General features: G+C 39.7%; 15 protein-coding genes and 1 other annotated feature. Of the genes, 12 read left to right on the top strand and 3 right to left on the bottom strand.

Annotated features, from left to right (window positions below; translation table 11 throughout):
• Positions 1-96: 96 nt before the first annotated feature.
• Positions 97-325: a binding site (T-box leader), on the bottom strand.
• Between the two features lie 62 nt (positions 326-387).
• The gene (locus tag CD004_RS05660) at positions 388-753 is read right to left on the bottom strand and encodes a DUF3899 domain-containing protein (RefSeq protein ID WP_102261872.1); all 366 of its coding nucleotides are present in this window, start codon (positions 751-753) and stop codon (positions 388-390) included.
• A gap of 272 nt (positions 754-1,025) precedes the next feature.
• Here CD004_RS05660 and CD004_RS05665 point away from each other — a divergent pair, with 272 nt between their 5' ends.
• The 6 genes from CD004_RS05665 (at position 1,026) to CD004_RS05690 (ending at position 8,248) form a co-directional block, all read left to right on the top strand.
• Complete coding sequence (locus tag CD004_RS05665) at positions 1,026-2,729, top strand: peptide ABC transporter substrate-binding protein (protein WP_102261873.1); 1,704 nt, start codon at positions 1,026-1,028, stop codon at positions 2,727-2,729.
• Between the two features lie 139 nt (positions 2,730-2,868).
• Positions 2,869-3,798 carry an oligopeptide ABC transporter permease gene (gene opp3b / locus CD004_RS05670; RefSeq protein ID WP_102261874.1) on the top strand — a complete coding sequence of 310 codons (930 nt, stop codon included), beginning with the start codon at positions 2,869-2,871 and terminating at the stop codon, positions 3,796-3,798.
• Entirely contained in the window at positions 3,798-4,826 is a 1,029-nt protein-coding gene (opp3C, locus tag CD004_RS05675) for an oligopeptide ABC transporter permease (RefSeq protein ID WP_102261875.1), read from the top strand. Before opp3b ends, opp3C begins: the two co-directional genes overlap by 1 nt.
• 18 nt (positions 4,827-4,844) lie before the next feature.
• Entirely contained in the window at positions 4,845-5,879 is a 1,035-nt protein-coding gene (locus tag CD004_RS05680) for an ABC transporter ATP-binding protein (protein ID WP_102261876.1), read from the top strand.
• Positions 5,880-5,900: 21 nt separating this feature from the next.
• Entirely contained in the window at positions 5,901-6,842 is a 942-nt protein-coding gene (locus tag CD004_RS05685; protein ID WP_102261877.1) for an ABC transporter ATP-binding protein, read from the top strand.
• Positions 6,843-7,048: 206 nt separating this feature from the next.
• A complete protein-coding gene (locus tag CD004_RS05690; protein ID WP_226675748.1) occupies positions 7,049-8,248 on the top strand; it encodes a putative glycoside hydrolase in 1,200 nt (399 codons plus the stop codon).
• A gap of 191 nt (positions 8,249-8,439) precedes the next feature.
• Here the strand turns inward: CD004_RS05690 and CD004_RS05695 are convergent, their stop codons facing one another.
• Positions 8,440-8,625 (bottom strand): hypothetical protein, encoded by a 186-nt coding sequence (locus tag CD004_RS05695; RefSeq protein WP_041968165.1) that lies wholly within the window; start codon positions 8,623-8,625, stop codon positions 8,440-8,442.
• A 210-nt stretch (positions 8,626-8,835) separates the two neighbouring features.
• Between CD004_RS05695 and CD004_RS05700 the strand changes: the two genes are divergently transcribed.
• From CD004_RS05700 to cls, 4 genes are all read left to right on the top strand, one after another.
• Positions 8,836-9,405 (top strand): GNAT family N-acetyltransferase, encoded by a 570-nt coding sequence (locus CD004_RS05700; protein ID WP_102261878.1) that lies wholly within the window; start codon positions 8,836-8,838, stop codon positions 9,403-9,405.
• A gap of 433 nt (positions 9,406-9,838) precedes the next feature.
• Positions 9,839-10,234, top strand: a complete 396-nt coding sequence (spxA, locus tag CD004_RS05705; protein ID WP_102261879.1) for a transcriptional regulator SpxA — start codon at positions 9,839-9,841, stop codon at positions 10,232-10,234.
• A gap of 683 nt (positions 10,235-10,917) precedes the next feature.
• Positions 10,918-11,589, top strand: coding sequence for an adaptor protein MecA (mecA, locus tag CD004_RS05710; RefSeq protein WP_102261880.1), 672 nt, complete (start codon positions 10,918-10,920; stop codon positions 11,587-11,589).
• A gap of 193 nt (positions 11,590-11,782) precedes the next feature.
• Complete coding sequence (gene cls / locus CD004_RS05715; protein ID WP_102261881.1) at positions 11,783-13,294, top strand: cardiolipin synthase; 1,512 nt, start codon at positions 11,783-11,785, stop codon at positions 13,292-13,294.
• A 70-nt stretch (positions 13,295-13,364) separates the two neighbouring features.
• Here cls and CD004_RS05720 read toward each other — a convergent pair whose 3' ends face one another.
• Complete coding sequence (locus CD004_RS05720) at positions 13,365-13,550, bottom strand: hypothetical protein (RefSeq protein WP_102261882.1); 186 nt, start codon at positions 13,548-13,550, stop codon at positions 13,365-13,367.
• Positions 13,551-13,697: 147 nt separating this feature from the next.
• On the opposite strand from CD004_RS05720, the gene CD004_RS05725 reads away from it, so the two are divergent.
• Positions 13,698-14,906, top strand: a complete 1,209-nt coding sequence (locus CD004_RS05725) for a competence protein CoiA (RefSeq protein ID WP_158651491.1) — start codon at positions 13,698-13,700, stop codon at positions 14,904-14,906.
• A 162-nt stretch (positions 14,907-15,068) separates the two neighbouring features.
• Positions 15,069-16,886 (top strand): oligoendopeptidase F, encoded by a 1,818-nt coding sequence (pepF, locus tag CD004_RS05730; protein WP_102261884.1) that lies wholly within the window; start codon positions 15,069-15,071, stop codon positions 16,884-16,886.
• Positions 16,887-17,153 lie beyond the last annotated feature (267 nt).

The following is a 17,153-nucleotide window of genomic DNA, read 5'->3' on the forward strand; positions in this document are numbered from 1 at the left end:
TATAAGTTTTATCTCGTTCTCATTCTGTCTGAAATTGTTTACATTAACCTTTAAACAGAAGAAAAAAGAACACAAAAAAGACCATTCGCCCTAAATACTAGGGACGAATGGTCCGTGTTGCCACCCTAATTACTCACGAATGAGTCACTCTGCCCATGCCTCAGTGAAGCATGGATTCCTTTAACGCAGGAATACGTCTGGATCTACTTAAGTTCAAACCAGAAGCTCAAAAGTCCATTCCAATTGCCAGGCTGTTTGTTTTCACCAACCACAAACTCTCTGAATAGCCTTGAACAAGTGTACTACTCTTCATCATTGCTTTTAAAGTTTTATTAAAAATGATTATAATCAAATCAATTATGATAATCAAGAGTACCAGAGAGATTTTTACAGATAATAAATAATCAGTGCTGCAATCATTAACATAAAATCTGTCAGTCCAACCATGAAAAGAGGGTTTGCATTAAATGTAATCAGTTCGGATAAAGGCGTCATCTCATCAAAGGATTTCTTTTTTTCTCCTTCTTCTTTGCCAGCGAAAACTGTTCTGAATGAATAGGAAATTGCGTCAAAAAAACCTGAGTTGACTGTAAATACTATTAGTGATGAAAAAAGCAGAGCACTTGCAATGTAAAAAGAGACATTTATATAACTTAGCAAAGTTATACTCTGTTGATAGACAAGTGAGAGAATAAAAATCAGCACCTGAGAACCCAAAAATCCTAAAAAAATTTTCCCAAATCTATTACGCATTTTACTAAATCTCCCTTATATTGTTATTTCATAAAAGTGATTTTGTGAATAAAACATAAAAAATAAACAAATATTACAATAAGTTACACGGCAAATTTGCTCGCAAAAGGCTTATAAGTCACTATTATAACACAAATCAAGGAGGGAATTTATTACTATTGTTTCAATGTTGTAAATTTTTCACGCAAAAATATTGAACATTTAATTTAATCTATGTATAATAGGGAATGTAAAAAGTTTTCAGAAAACATTAATAAAGAGGGGGCATAACTTTGAAAAAGTCAAAATTTTCACTGCTATTGATTTTGACTCTAGTATTCTCGTTAATCCTGTCTGCATGTAGCGGCGGAAATGACGATGCTGGAGAAAAGACGCCTGATGATGGCGAAGGCACATCTGGCGAAACTGCTAACGTACCACAAGAATTAAGAATGTTGGATTCTTCTGCGATTCCAACTATGGACACAGTCCTTGCTGAAGGTTCTACAAGTTTCACTTACATAAACAACGTAGGTGAAGGTCTTTACCGCCTTGACCAGAACCACAAGCCAGTTCCTGCACTTGCAGATGGCGAGCCAGAAATCAGCGATGATAACCTGGTTTACACTTTCAAGCTTATCGATTCAAAATGGTCTAACGGCGAGCCTGTAACAGCTCACGATTTCGTTTTTGCTTGGCAGCGCGCAATCGACCCTAAGACTGCTTCTCCATATGGTCCATACATGATGGGCGGCAAAATCAAGGGTGCTGAAGCAATCACAGCAGCTGGTTCTAAGAAAGAACCTTACGATGTAACTACACTTGGCGTTAAAGCTCTTGACGACAAGACTCTAGAAGTAACTCTTGAAAAGCCAATCGCTTACTGGCAAGACCTTTTCGCTTTCCCAACATTCTATCCGCAAAACCAGAAGTTTGTTGAAGAGAAAGGCGATGCTTACGCAAGCAATGCTGAAAACTTACTTTACAACGGTCCATTCGTAATGGAAACTTGGGAAAGTACTGACGCTGAAGAGTGGGTACTAACTAAGAACCCTAACTATCACAATGCTGATCAAGTTAAACTTGAAAAGATCACTGTAAACGTCGTTAAAGATTCTAACTCTGCTGTAAACGCATTTGAAGCAGGCGAAACAGATATGACTGGATTGCTTTCTTCTGACCTTGTTCCTGCTTACGAAGGCGATGAGCGTATGCTTAGCTGGATGGAAGCAACTGTATTCTGGATCAAGATGAACCAGAAGAACGAAGCACTTGCTAATGTTAACATCCGTAAAGCAATCGCAATGGGCTTCAACAAAGAAGACCTTGCTGCTAGCATCCTGAACAACGGTTCAGTTGCTGCTAACTACTTCGTACCAAAAGATTTCGTAACTCTTGATGGTGAAGATTTCCGTGAGAAGCACGGCGACCTAATTGTCTTCAATGCTGAAGAAGCTAAGAAATATTGGGAAACTGGTCTTAAAGAACTTGGCGTAGATAAGTTAGAGCTTCGCTACCTTGGTGGAGACACTGAAGCAGCTAAGAAGACTGACGCTTACATCAAGAACCAATTAGAAACAAACCTTCCTGGTTTGACAATCAATCTTGAAAGTGTTCCTTTCGCAATTCGTCTAGAGCGTGACAACGCTATGGATTATGATCTTCAATTCGCTGGATGGGGTCCTGACTACGGTAACGCATTGTCATTCACTGACCTTTGGATCACTGACGGCGGAAGCAACAGAATGGGTTACTCAAACAAGAAATACGATCAGTTGATCAAGGATGCTCAAGGTAAACTTGCTACTGACGACAAAGCTCAATGGGAAGCACAACAAGAAGCTGAAAGAATCATGCTTGAAGAAGATGCTGGTCTAGCGCCTGTTTATCAGCGTGCAGCTAACATCCTTCTTAACCCTAATGTAAAAGGGCTTGCAATCTACAACTACGGTCCTGACTACTCATTCCAGTGGGTAACAATTGAAGGCGAAGAATAATAACTGAAGCAATTTCTTATTTCAGAGTGTAATAATTCTGAGGATAGAAAGAGAGTATATCTAGATATACTCTCTTTTTCCCTGTAGAGCATTTGTCGAATAATAGGGAAAATTGAAATAATACAGGAGGTGCACAGATATGGCAAAATACCTGTTAAAAAGGGTACTTTATATGTTTTTGACTCTTTTCATCATTGCGTCCTTAACATTTTTCTTAATGAAGATCATCCCAGGTACGCCTTTTGCTAGTGCGAACAAATTGAGCCCGGCACAAATGGAAATCATGAAAGCGAAATATGGTCTTGACCAGCCGGTACCTGTGCAGTATGCGAAGTATCTTGGAAACTTGGTGCAAGGGGATTTAGGGGTTTCCTTTCAATTCAATAACAGGTCTGTTACAGATATGATTGTTGGCCGTCTTGGCCCTTCCATGCAGCTAGGTGCACAAGCAATGATTTTAGGTACGATTGTCGGTATTTTACTCGGGATATTTGCGGCATTAAGACAAAATACATGGGTTGACTATAGTTCAACGTTTATAGCTGTATTGGGTAAATCCATACCAAACTTCGTGTTTGCTGGATTACTTCAATATTATATCGGGGTTAAACTTGGTTGGTTCCCGGTACTTTTCTGGCGAGGATTTGAGTACACAATCCTTCCAACAATAGCTCTGTCCATGCTGCCGATCGCTATCGCTGCCCGATTCATGAGAACCGAAATGATTGAGGTTTTAGGTTCTGACTATATCATGCTGGCAAAAGCTAAGGGTGCAAGTTTCTTTGAGATTGCCTTTAAGCATGCTTTAAGGAACGCGCTAATTCCTTTGGTTACAGTTTTAGGACCTTTGGCAATCTCATTGATGACGGGTTCACTAGTAATTGAAAAGATTTTCGCGATTCCTGGTCTTGGCGAGCAGTTCGTTGCATCAATTACACTTAATGATTACCCTGTTATCATGGGAACAACTCTTTTATTTGCTGTATTATTTGTAGTTATCATCCTTGTTGTGGATATTCTCTATGGAATCATCGATCCACGCATCAGGCTTTCTGGAGGTAATAAGTAATGGCTGACTTTGAAACGAAAATTCCAAAAGATCGTTTTAGGCCGGCGGAGATCGATTCGGCCAAGAGCGAGGAAATTAATAAGCCTAGCTTAACCTTCTGGCAGGATGCTTGGATGCGTGTCCGCAAAAATAAAGGTGCGCTAGTAAGTTTGATCGTTATGGCAATATTGATCATTATGGCATTCCTTGGACCAGTGATCAGCGGCAAGGAATTCGATACTCAAAATGTAAGGCATAACAATTTGCCACCTAAAATTCAGGGGCTAGAAAATATCAGCTGGCTTCCGTTTGACGGTATAAAGGTAAATAAAGCAGGAAAAGAAATCGATATGTATGAAGTCAAAAAAGTAGAAGAGTACTATTGGTTTGGTACCGATGCGTTAGGACGTGACTTATTCACACGTGTCTGGAAAGGAACGCAAATCTCCTTGTACATTGCGCTTTTGGCCGCAGTAATTGATATGATAATTGGTGTTGCGTATGGCGCAATATCAGGTTATTTCGGTGGAAGGTTAGATAACGTGATGCAGAGGATTACCGAAATCCTAGTAGGTATTCCGACGATGATTGTTGTTATCTTAATGATCCTTGTGTTGAAGCCTGGTATTATTTCCATCACTGTTGCCTTGACGATTACAGGTTGGGTAGGTATGGCCCGTGTAGTACGTGCTCAGACGCTGAAGCTTAAGGAACAGGAGTTTGTACTCGCTTCTAAAACTCTCGGAAACAGCGATGGCAAAATCATCTCCAAACACTTATTGCCAAACCTTGCTGGTGTCATCATTATCAATACAATGTTCACGATTCCAAATGCGGTATTCTTTGAAGCGTTCCTGAGCTTTATTGGACTAGGTCTTCAGGATCCGTATGCATCACTCGGTACATTGATTGATGAAGGTTTTAAAGTGCTAAGATTGCACCCTCATGAGATGATAATTCCAGCTATTATCATCAGTATCATCATGATTACGTTCAATATGCTGGCAGACGGATTGCGCGATGCGCTTGATCCGAAAATGCGCGATTAAGGGGCAGGTGAATGTATTATGGAAAATATTTTAGAAGTTAAAGATTTAAATATCTCCTTCCATACATTCGCGGGCGAAGTTAAAGCGATCCGCGGTGTGAACTTTGAACTGAAAAAGGGAGAAACCCTTGCAATAGTTGGTGAGTCGGGATCAGGTAAATCAGTAACGACTAAAGCAATCATGAAATTGTTGCCTCCTGGCAATTCCGAAATTAAGCAAGGTGAGATTTTGTTTGAAGGCAAAGACTTAGCTAAGTTGAGCGACAAACAAATGCAAAAAATCCGTGGTCAGGACATTTCGATGATTTTCCAGGATCCGATGACTTCTTTGAATCCAACAATGACAGTTGGAAAGCAGATCATGGAACCATTGATCAAGCATCAAAATATGAGTAAATCAGCAGCTGGTGAACGTGCTGTTCAACTCTTGAAGCTGGTTGGCATCCCTAAACCTGAGTTGCGTGTCAAACAATACCCGCACCAATTCTCAGGCGGAATGAGACAAAGGGTGGTTATCGCGATTGCCTTGGCATGTAATCCTAAGGTTCTTATTGCAGATGAGCCAACAACGGCTTTGGATGTAACGATCCAGGCGCAGATTTTGGAACTTATGAAAGATTTGCAGCAAAAAATTGATACTTCAATTATTTTCATCACTCACGACCTGGGTGTTGTTGCGAATGTTGCAGATAGAGTAGCAGTAATGTACGGTGGTAAAATTGTCGAAATTGGTACTGTGGATGAAGTCTTCTACAATCCGCAACATCCTTATACTTGGGGATTGATCAGTTCAATGCCAAGCCTGGATTCTAAAGATGAAGAGCTTTACGCAATTCCTGGTACGCCGCCAAACTTATTGCATCCGCCAAAAGGTGATGCTTTTGCACCTCGTAATGAATATGCAATGCAAATTGACTTAGAAGAACAGCCTCCAATGTTTAAAGTGTCTGATACACATTATGCTGCTACATGGCTGTTGCATCCAGATGCTCCTAAGGTAGAACCGCCGGAAGCTGTGAAAAGCAGAATGCGTAAATTCATGGGCACGAAATAACTGTAAGAGGAGGACTGGCTGATGGAAAATAGAGAAAAGCTTCTTGAAATAAAGAATCTGAAGCAATACTTCAATATGGGTCAACCTAATGAAGTAAGAGCAATTGATGGAATTACTTTTGATATCTTTAAAGGAGAAACTCTTGGATTGGTTGGAGAATCAGGATGTGGTAAGTCCACGACTGGCCGAACAATAATCAGGCTTTATGAAGCGACAGATGGAGAGGTCCTTTACAAGGGAGAAAACGTTCACGGCAAGAAGAATAAAAAAGATTTAAAGAGATTCAACAGAAGTATGCAAATGATTTTCCAGGATCCTTATGCATCCTTGAACCCAAGGATGAAAGTATCCGATGTTATTGCCGAGGGTATCGATATTCATGGCCTGGCAAAAAGCAAGCAAGAAAGAATGGAAATGGTATATGAACTGCTTGAAACAGTTGGCTTAAATAGAGAACACGCCAACCGCTATCCTCATGAGTTTTCAGGTGGGCAGAGGCAGCGTATCGGGATTGCACGTGCCCTTGCCGTGCAGCCGGAATTTATTATCGCAGACGAACCAATTTCCGCTCTAGACGTTTCCATCCAGGCTCAGGTTGTCAACCTGATGAGGAAATTACAGCGTGAAAAAGGTTTAACATACTTGTTTATCGCACATGATCTTTCCATGGTAAAATATATCAGCGATCGAATTGGTGTAATGTACTTTGGTAAGCTGGTTGAGTTAACAACAGCTGAAGAGCTATACAAAAACCCGCTTCACCCATACACACAATCATTGCTTTCTGCGATCCCGCTTCCAGATCCAGAATCTGAGCGCACGCGACGACGCAAAACCTATGATCCAAACGTACATCAGTATGCAGATGGAGAAGAAGTGAAAATGCGCGAAGTTGTTCCTGGGCACTATGTTTATTGCTCAGAAAAAGAACTGAAGCAATATCAGCAGCAATATGTCAAATGAATTTAACGATCTCTTATTTTGAGATCGTTTTTTTTTTGTTTTTTGATTGAAGAGGAAAAGTGATTCTTAGGGTCGGTAATAAATTCCAAATAAAAATATTAATGTATAATATCTAAATCTGTCGAAAGTGGGTAAAATAGAATTATAGATTCATATTATAAAGAAAGTTACTATTTAAAGTGAGCGTTTTGAAAGGAGAGGTGTTTGTGCAGTTTAAAAAAATCGCAGCAGCAGCATTATTGGCTGCCTCTTTTTCACAAACAGGAGGTACAGCATTTGCAGAATCGAAAGCACATGAAACAGAAAAACTTCCGGTCAGGGAACATCAGTCACTGGTTAGGGAAATTCCAAAGCAGATGCCAAGGTTTAAATTCGACTCGGGTTACACGTTTGAATATCCTGACGCTGTAAGGGGAATCTATGTAACTGGAAACTCAGCTGGAGGAGAGAGGTTTAATAGTCTTACCAAACTTGTTGATGAGACTGATTTAAATGCAATGGTTATTGATATCAAAGAAGACCACGGATATCTTACATACAAACCAGATGAAGATTCTTCCTTCAAAGAGATTGGAAAGCCTTATATTAAAGATCCGAAAAAACTATTGAAAACCTTGGAAGAAAAACAAATATATCCTATTGCAAGGGTAGTAGTTTTCAAAGATACAGCACTGGCAAACAAGAAGCCGGAGTGGTCATTCAAGGATGGAAACCAGGTTTGGAAAAATGGCAGAGGAGAATCGTTTGTAAATCCTTTTGTTAAAGAAGTTTGGGATTACAACGTTCAAATTGCAATCGAAGCAGCGAAAATGGGTTTCCAGGAAATCCAATTTGATTATGTGCGTTTTCCTGAGGGTTTCGAACGAAGAGACTCAACACTTCAATATTCCATGGGGGACTACAAGGATGTTGAAATGGATAATGTGCAAAAAAGGGTTAAAGCGGTGACTGATTTCGTAGCATACGCTCGAAAAGAGCTAAAGCCATATGATGTAAAAGTTTCGGTTGATATCTTTGGCTATACAGCAACACTTCCTGAAGCACCAGGAATCGGACAGAACTTCTCAAAAATATCAGAGAATGTGGATGTCATTTCTTCTATGATTTATCCAAGCCATTGGACTTCTTATTTTGGAATTGCCAAGCCTGACACAGAGCCATACCGTCTCGTTCAGGAATACGCAAAAATGGAAAAACAGAAACTTGCTGAATTAAAGACCCCGCCTGTATCACGCCCTTGGCTTCAGGATTTTACTGCATCCTGGTTAGGTAGTGGAAATTACCTAGTATACGGGAAAAAGGAAGTCGAAGACCAAATCAGGGCCTTAAAGGATCAGGGAATCAACGAATATTTATTATGGAACGCAAGCAACAGATACTCACCTAATGTTGATTACACGCCATAACCTGGGAGTAAGATAAGCGTAAGCGACTTGGTCGCCCCGACAAGCGCTGGAGCTGGACAATTCTCGAAGTGAAAAAATAATACTTTCTGATACTATATAAAAAGCCTGGAATGATTAAATATCGTTCCAGGCTTTTCATATCATTAGATTATCGATATCAAAATAAGTTATAATAACAATTGGGATGTGGATTACTTCTTGCTGCCGCCGACATTTTTCCAACCAGTTTGCAAACTAGTTGATTGATCGACGAATTCATTTCTTTTATTTCCACTAAAGAATCTGGTTCCTACTCCATTGGTAATCACACCAATTGTCGCGGTAATGCCCACAATCAGTAAAGCAACGATAGTTAAATCCATTATGTAACCGCCCATGATAAACCTCCACCTTTTTTTTCACTAAGTCTTGATAGTGATTTTGTGATAAATATAATTCATGATCCCCGTACATCTTTATTTTAAAAGAATTGCCGGTGTATTAAAAGAACTTTATAAAGAAAAAATAATACAAGTATTATGATCATGATTATATAAGAAAAGCTGGGTGCTTATCAGGAAGGAATAAAAATAAAAAGGAGATAAGCAATGCATTGGTATGAGAAATTAAATCAGTATTTCCCGATTGAGGAAATGAAATCAAAAGAACATATGGAAACACTTTTAAAGGAAAGACCAGAGATTTACCATAAGGACGAAGGTCCCGGGCATGTCCTCATGTACGTTGAAACTGATGATTTTGTTTTCATCGATTACCTTTTTGTCTCTAAGACGACGCGAGGTCAGGGACTAGGCCATAAGCTGATAGAGAAGCTGAAGGAAAAGGGCAAACCAATTATTCTTGAGGTTGAACCAGTTAATTATGAGGATACGGATACGGAAAAACGTCTTCGTTTTTACAAACGGGAAGGCTTCGAGCATGCTAGGACGATTGGTTACAGACGTCGGTCGCTCGCAACGAAGGAAATCAATGAGATGGAAATCCTTTATTGGTCACCGGACGAGGCCTCAGAGGATTTAGTATATGAGTCGATGAAGAAGACCTACAATATGATTCATACTTATAAAGATAAAAAGTTTTACGGAGAATCCTACCAGCCAGTTGAGGAAGTCTTAACTGTTGAAGATAAACGGGATGATTTGCTCCAGGATATCTAAATCAAGAGCGCAACCATTGTTTTAACATGGTTGCGTTTTCATTTTGGTTGAATTAAATGAGAATAAAACTTTTTTAAAATAAATGGGTTTAAGTCTTTTGCAATCGGGTAAATATAATTAAGTTATGAAAATGAAAGTCTAACGGACACAAACAAGTAGAATTGTACGAATATTTATATAGATTTAGATCAAAGGGTGATGAAAATATAAATAATATTGAAACTTTTTTCTATTTCGTTCGTTATATATAGAGAAGAGTAAAAATATCCTTACATAAATACCCGGGATAAATTATGAAAAGGGATACCTTTTATTAAATCCATAGTGTATAATAAACAATATGAATTATAAAATTAAACTTATTATTATTTAAGAAATGACAGCTCATTTAAAGCAAATAATATAAGTAAATCTAAGGGAGTGTGAATTACCAATGGTCACTTTATACACTTCACCAAGTTGTACCTCTTGCAGAAAGGCAAAGTCATGGCTTGAAGAACATGAGATTCCATATAGTGAAAGAAACATATTCTCAGAGCCATTATCTATCGATGAAATAAAAGAAATTCTTCGAATGACCGAAGATGGAACGGATGAGATTATTTCTACCCGCTCGAAGACTTTCCAAAAGCTTGATGTGAATTTGGAAACCATGCCTCTACAAGAACTGTTTGAGGTTATCAAAGAAAATCCTGGCTTGCTTCGCCGTCCGATCATCATTGATGAAAAGCGCCTGCAGGTTGGATACAATGAAGACGAAATCAGACGATTCCTGCCGCGTAAAGTGCGTACTTTCCAGTTGCGCGAGGCTCAGCGTTTAGTCAATTAAATATAACAAAACTAAGCTCCCTTTTGGGGGCTTTTTATTTTCTATAAAGGCTCTTTTCTCACACTTTGATGCTATTGAATACAAAATTGGATTGAATTATCTATATCCCTTCCGAAAGTTGACGTTTCTAATGAAAAAAGAGCATGCAAACTTTATACCGACCTGGAAAATGGGTATATATTACGTTAAAATCGGCTTTAGGTTTTTAACAACAATCTTTACGAAAACAGCCTCTATAAAAGAACATATCCAAAAAATCATGGCCGTGCAGACAAATTGAAATATAGGTGCAGTTCTGCTAAAATATAAAGAATACTTTAAAATTTATAGTATATTAAAACCAAATAACATTTGGGGTAATTTGGCTGATTGTAGCTGAAGGGGAGAGAATTCTGTGAAAAAAGCAGCGCATTCGTGCCTATACAGCAGCCTAATTCAACAGTAAGTCGATCCATACAAAATTAAACATTTCCCTTTTATAAAAAATGGGTGTATATTTTGTTTCCAAAATGGCTTAATATAACATAAAATAAAAGTACAAGATCGTTTATTTCTTTTTACACAGTCCCTTTGTAAATCAAGGTGATTTAGGCTTATTTATTAAGGGTAAATAATAAAGACCAACTGCTTTTTTGGGGGTATTTAGTCCCTTCAAATCTTTGCCTGGAAGGGAGAGAAAGCGAATGGAAATCGAACGTATTAATGAGAATACGGTTAAGTTCTATATTTCATATATGGACATAGAAGAGCGCGGATTTGACCGGGAGGAAATCTGGTATAACCGTGACCGCAGCGAAGAGCTTTTCTGGGAGATGATGGATGAAGTCCATGCCGAGGAAGAGTTTGCCGTTGAAGGTCCTTTGTGGATACAGGTTCAGGCCCTTGAAAAAGGTCTGGAGGTTTTAGTTACTAAGGCGCAGCTATCGAAGGACGGCCCTAAGTTTGAACTGCCGCTTCCAAACGATAAACTGAAGGATCTGCCAGTCGATGAACGAATCGAAGAGCTGCTTGACCACCAATTCAATCCTAAAGGGATTGAGGATGCTGATCAAGCCTTCGAGGATGACTTAGAATTCCTGCTGTATTTCAAGGATTTCGAAGATGTCATCTCACTCTCGAAACGGCCTGGAATAGACAAAGTCAAAACAAGCTTATACAGCTATGATGACAAGTATTATTTATACATTGAGTTTCCTGAGCAGGATTTTGAAGATGAAGAGGAAATTGACAATATTCTAAGCGTTCTTCTAGAGTATGGGCAGGAGTCGACAGTTACGATTCACCGTCTCGATGAATACGGTAATAAGATTATCGAAGATGACGTGTTTAGTGTCATAAGAAAGCATTTTTCATGATTGCAGGCCGATTTCAGAGATGAAATCGGCTTTTTTAATCCAGCTCCAGCCTCATGGCGGGGTTGAACGAGTCGCTTGCGCTTTTTTTGATATAATTTGTATGAATCTCTTCACTTATTAGAAACGTATATATATCTAAAGTTCCTATTTCCGGTTGCAGGAACAATTCAGAGAGAGAAAACAGGTGGTAACAATGAAGAACACAGTGCGCATCTTAACTTTTTTATTAATTCTGGCTGGCATTTATTATTTGTTTTATGAAAAACTTGATGCAGTTTATCTTGGGTATATCAGTATATTTATGTCACTCACAGTCATCTTCATCAGCTTTGTGATATTCCTTGAGAATCGTCATCCAGCCCAGACCTTGACCTGGATTGTCGTGCTTGGCGGCTTCCCGGTTGTCGGTTTTATTTTTTATCTATTGTTCGGCAGGAATAAACGCAAGGAAAAGATGTTTCGGCGCAAATACTTCCTTGATAAAAAGGCTTTTTCAAAAATTGAAGGAGACTCAGAAAGGGTCAACAAAGCGAGGATGCTCGAAATGGAAGAGGACCATCGCCGCTTGTTTACCCTTGCCCAGAAGCTCGGAAACAGCCCTATCTCCTTTGCTACCTCCACAAAGGTACTGACAAATGGTGATGAGACCTTTAGCCATATCCTTGAAGAGCTAAAAAAAGCTACCCACCATATTCATATGGAATATTACATTGTTCGACACGATAAAATTGGTGATGAAATTAAGGAAGTTTTGATCAGCAAAGCAAGAAAAGGTGTAAAGGTCAGGTTCCTTTTTGATTCCGTTGGATCCTGGAAGCTCTCGAAAGAGTATATTTCTGACTTGAGTGAAGCAGGGGTAGAAGTGGTTGAATTTGGTCCCGTCCGTCTGCCGTTCCTGAACAGTAAATTCAATTTCAGGAATCACAGGAAAATCATTGTCATTGATGGGACCGTTGGCTTTGTTGGTGGCTTGAATATTGGGGATGAATACCTTGGCAGGGACAAAGGATTCGGTTTTTGGCGTGACACTCATCTAATGGCTAAAGGAGAAGCAGTTCGCAGTCTCCAGCTGATCTTCCTTCAAGATTGGTATTACATGACGAACAAAAGCTTTTTGACGTCGGATTATCTCTCGCCAGCCCTGCAGGCTAACACTCATGGAGGGGTTCAAATGATTGCCGGAGGACCTGACAACGAATGGAGTGTCATAAAGAATATCTTCTTTTCGATGATTTCCTCAGCTGATAAGTCAGTTTGGATTGCTTCGCCTTATTTCATCCCGGATGAAGACATTTTCAGCGCAATTAAAGTTGCGGCTCTCAGTGGCCTGGATGTCAGGCTTCTTGTGCCAAAGCGGCCAGATAAAAAAATCGTATTCTATGCTTCGAGATCGTATTTTCCAGAACTGCTTGAAGCCGGTGCAAAGATTTATGAATACGAAAAGGGCTTTATGCACAGCAAAATCGTCATCGTTGATGGTGAGCTTGCTTCCATCGGTACATCCAATATGGACATGAGAAGTTTCCACCTGAATTTCGAAGTCAACGCCTTCCTTTATAAAACTAGCAGCACTGCGAAACTGGTTAAAGAATATAAAAACGATGTACTTGACTCAACTGAAATTATCATGGATGATTTCAGCAAACGCCACATTGGCTACAGACTTCTCGAATCCACGTCGAGACTGTTGTCGCCGATGCTTTAGATGCCCGGATGCAAATCCGGGTTATTTTAATGAATAAGAAAGTATAAATTTTTTTCACTTAGATAAGTGTCTAGCTCCAGCGCCTAGCCCCTCGAGTCGCTTGTCTAGTGTCGCCTCCTAGAAACTCCAAAACTTCAACACCGCCGGCAGAAGCAAAAAGCGCTTCTTTGTCGGAGTCTCCAGTTTCTGCGTTCCTGGACAGTCGGCTATACTTTTCGATTTCGGTCCTGCCAATGAAGTCAAAGAGCGACTTCACTGGTCGGCCCTCCAGCGCTTGTCGGGGCTGACCAAGGCGCTTGCGCTTTTCTTATTTATTGTGAACGTTTTATAAACTTTTTCCTATTAAAAAGGTATTAGCTCAATAGACTAGAATATGTTCATGGTGAAGGGAGGCGCAAAGAATGTGCTAGTTGCGAATAAAAGTAATGGTGAAAAGCTATCCCTGGGTGAAAGGTGGGAAAAAAGTGATTTAATAGGAATTAGATCGACTGAAAAGTTCCACTGTCCGGAATGTGGTGAAGAGGTGGTTATGAAACTGGGGAGCAAGAAGATTTGGCACTTTTCTCATTTGGCGGGAGGCAGCTGCCAATATGAGTATGATCGTGAATCTGAATATCATCTTTCTGGAAAGCTTCAGCTCTTCAATTGGCTGAAAAAGCAAGGAATCAATGCTGAACTTGAGCAATTTGACCAACAAATGAAGCAGAAACCCGACATTGCTTTCAAGTTGCAAAACCAAAAATATGCGATTGAATTCCAATGTTCAGTTATACCTGAAGAGATTTTTGAAAAAAGGACCAGAACTTATTTGCATTATGGTGTAATACCAATTTGGGTTGCTGCAGAGACATTGGTCAGGCGCAAGAAAAATAATGTTGTATCAATCAATAACTTCCTCTATCTCTTCACTAGGCAGACAAGGCACTCATGGAATATCCCGGCTTTTTGTCCGATTTCAGGGCAATTCATCAATCTGAATGGTGCCATTCCAATCACTTCAAAGAAGACAATCACGAATCTTATAGTGAACTCACTTAATCACTATTCAATAGAGGAGCTACTGAGCCCAATCGATAAACCATTCCCCATATTGAAGACTTGGCAAGCTGAAAATCAAAAGCTTAAATCCCGCTACTTAACTTCCCCAGGAGCATGGCAAAATCCATTCCTGAAAGAACTCTATCGCAATCACCTAAGCCTTCTCACACTTCCAGCCGAAATCGGCCTTCCTATCCGCTCTAGCCCCTATATTGAAACACCTTCACTCATATGGCAGACATTCTTATACCTAGATGTATTCCGGCATTATCAAAAGGGGGACATAATAATTTATGCGAATATCCGGGAAGCCTTTAATAGGCGATTAAGCAGGAAAGAAATCAAACTACGAACCCTGCCTGTTGCTGGACAAAGAGACCATTGGTACGCTCTTGCTGAATATGTATTACTTTTAACAAAGGTATCATTCTTGGAAAGAATCGATTCAGGTACAGTGAGAGTACTCCGGGAAATTATTGTCCCAGGTTCAATTAACGAACAAATCAATGCAGAAGCCAACTTATTCACCAAGTACCGAAATGAAATTACACAATCAATATTCCCACTAACATGAAATGTGATATAACTGCGTAAAATAGGGTAGTTAGAATGCAAACTCACGAAAAAGAAAAACTTTTTCCTTATTTAATTTTATAGAAGGAAATAAGAAACCATTATCGAATATATGTTACTAGAAAAGTTTTTCGAATTCCGAAATGTTGTAAGGAGGATCTATATGTCAAACGAATCTACGGTAAAGAAATTACCAGCAAGGGACGAGGTTTCTGCAGAGAATACTTGGAGACTTGAGGATATTTTTGCGGTTGATGAGCAATGGGAAAAAGAATTCAATGAAGTTAAAGGATTGATTCCTTCTGTTCAGGAGTATCAAGGCAAGCTTGGTGAAAGTGCTGAACAACTTTACAGTGCGCTCCAGTTGCAGGATAAATTGCTTGAGCGTCTAGGACGACTTTATACATACGCGCACATGCGCTATGACCAGGATACAACGAATTCATTTTATCAGGGGCTTGATGACCGCATCAAGAATCTGTATTCTCAAGCAGCAAGTGCACTTGCCTTCATCGTGCCGGAAGTCCTGGCTGTTGATGAAGAGAAGATCAAAGGCTTCTTGAATGAAAAAGAAGAGTTGAAGCTTTATGAGCATGCATTGGAGGAAATCAATCTTCAGCGTCCGCATGTGCTATCCGCTGAAGAAGAAGCTCTCCTCGCTCAAGCTTCAGAGGTAATGAGCTCACCTTCGAATACATTTGGAATGCTGAACAACGCTGATTTAGAATTCCCTTCAATCAAGGACGAGAACGGAGAAGAAGTGGAGATCACGCATGGCCGCTATATCCGTTTCCTTGAAAGCGAAGATCGCAGGGTTCGAGAAGATGCTTTCAAAGCTGTGTACAAAACATATGGCAGCTTTAAAAATACCTTTTCCAGCACACTGAGCGGAAATATCAAAAAGGATAATTTCAATGCAAGGGTCCGCAAATATGAATCTGCAAGACATGCTGCGCTTTCTGCGAATAATATTCCTGAAAGTGTTTATGAAAACCTTGTGAATACCGTTAATGACAATCTGCACCTCCTGCACCGATATGTCAAGCTTCGCAGAAAGGTATTAGGCCTTGATAAGCTTCATATGTATGATCTTTATACACCGCTTGTTAAGGATGTGAAAATGGAGATTCCTTATGCGGAGGCAAAGGAATATGTCCTAAAAGGTTTAGCGCCTCTTGGAGATGAATATAACAATATCCTGAATGAAGGATTTGAAAATCGCTGGGTAGATGTTTATGAGAATAAAGGAAAGCGCAGCGGAGCTTATTCTTCAGGGGCGTATGGCACTAATCCATATATCCTGATGAACTGGCAGGACAATGTTAATAACTTGTTTACGCTGGCTCACGAGTTCGGCCATTCCGTGCACAGCTATTACACCAGGAAGACACAGCCATATCCTTACGGTAACTACTCTATTTTCGTTGCTGAAGTGGCATCTACTTGCAATGAAGCGTTGTTGAATGACTATATGCTAAAAACAATTGATGATGAGCAGAAGCGACTGTATCTTCTGAATCATTACCTCGAAGGCTTCAGGGGAACAGTATTCAGACAGACTATGTTCGCTGAATTTGAACATATGATTCACCAAAAGGCACAAAATAACGAGGCATTAACGGCAGATTCATTAACAAAAGATTACTACGAGCTCAATAAAAAGTATTTCGGTGAAGAGGACATCATTATTGATGAAGAAATCGGTCTTGAATGGTCAAGAATCCCGCATTTCTACTACAATTATTATGTATACCAGTATGCGACTGGCTTCAGCGCGGCAACAGCGCTGAGCAAACAAATCCTTGAAGAAGGGCAGCCGGCTGTTGAGCGCTATATTGATTTCTTGAAATCAGGCAGCTCAGATTATCCAATCGAAGTACTGAAAAAAGCAGGCGTAGATATGACAAGTTCTAAACCAATCGAGGATGCATTGAAGGTCTTCGAAGAAAAGCTTAACGAAATGGAAGCATTGCTTTCATAAAATAAGGAAACCGGCCGCAGAAATTGCGGCCGGTTTTTTTACCTCAAAAGACACTTGATCTTGAAAGGCACCTGGAAAAGAGAGTTAGAAGCCTTTGAACTTTTTTCGGTTATTTAAATATATCAGTAAAATAAATAATGCTAGAAATAGAATAGGAGAGGTTAGATACAAGGGCAGGAGATGCATTAATCCAAAAATATGAAGAATAAATGAAAATAGTATGAACAGAGCAATAAGGGTAAGACCTAGTTTATCCAATTGAATCAC

Source organism: Mesobacillus jeotgali, from assembly GCF_002874535.1.
In the GTDB taxonomy this organism is placed as follows: Bacteria; Bacillota; Bacilli; order Bacillales; family Cytobacillaceae; genus Mesobacillus; species Mesobacillus jeotgali.

Coding starts and splice junctions, on each gene's coding strand:
- CD004_RS05660 (WP_102261872.1), bottom strand. CDS start 753: ATGCGTAATAGATTTGGGAAAATTTTTTTAGGATTTTTGGGTTCTCAG.
- opp3b (WP_102261874.1), top strand. CDS start 2,869: ATGGCAAAATACCTGTTAAAAAGGGTACTTTATATGTTTTTGACTCTT.
- opp3C (WP_102261875.1), top strand. CDS start 3,798: ATGGCTGACTTTGAAACGAAAATTCCAAAAGATCGTTTTAGGCCGGCG.
- CD004_RS05680 (WP_102261876.1), top strand. CDS start 4,845: ATGGAAAATATTTTAGAAGTTAAAGATTTAAATATCTCCTTCCATACA.
- CD004_RS05685 (WP_102261877.1), top strand. CDS start 5,901: ATGGAAAATAGAGAAAAGCTTCTTGAAATAAAGAATCTGAAGCAATAC.
- CD004_RS05695 (WP_041968165.1), bottom strand. CDS start 8,625: ATGGGCGGTTACATAATGGATTTAACTATCGTTGCTTTACTGATTGTG.
- CD004_RS05700 (WP_102261878.1), top strand. CDS start 8,836: ATGCATTGGTATGAGAAATTAAATCAGTATTTCCCGATTGAGGAAATG.
- spxA (WP_102261879.1), top strand. CDS start 9,839: ATGGTCACTTTATACACTTCACCAAGTTGTACCTCTTGCAGAAAGGCA.
- mecA (WP_102261880.1), top strand. CDS start 10,918: ATGGAAATCGAACGTATTAATGAGAATACGGTTAAGTTCTATATTTCA.
- cls (WP_102261881.1), top strand. CDS start 11,783: ATGAAGAACACAGTGCGCATCTTAACTTTTTTATTAATTCTGGCTGGC.
- pepF (WP_102261884.1), top strand. CDS start 15,069: ATGTCAAACGAATCTACGGTAAAGAAATTACCAGCAAGGGACGAGGTT.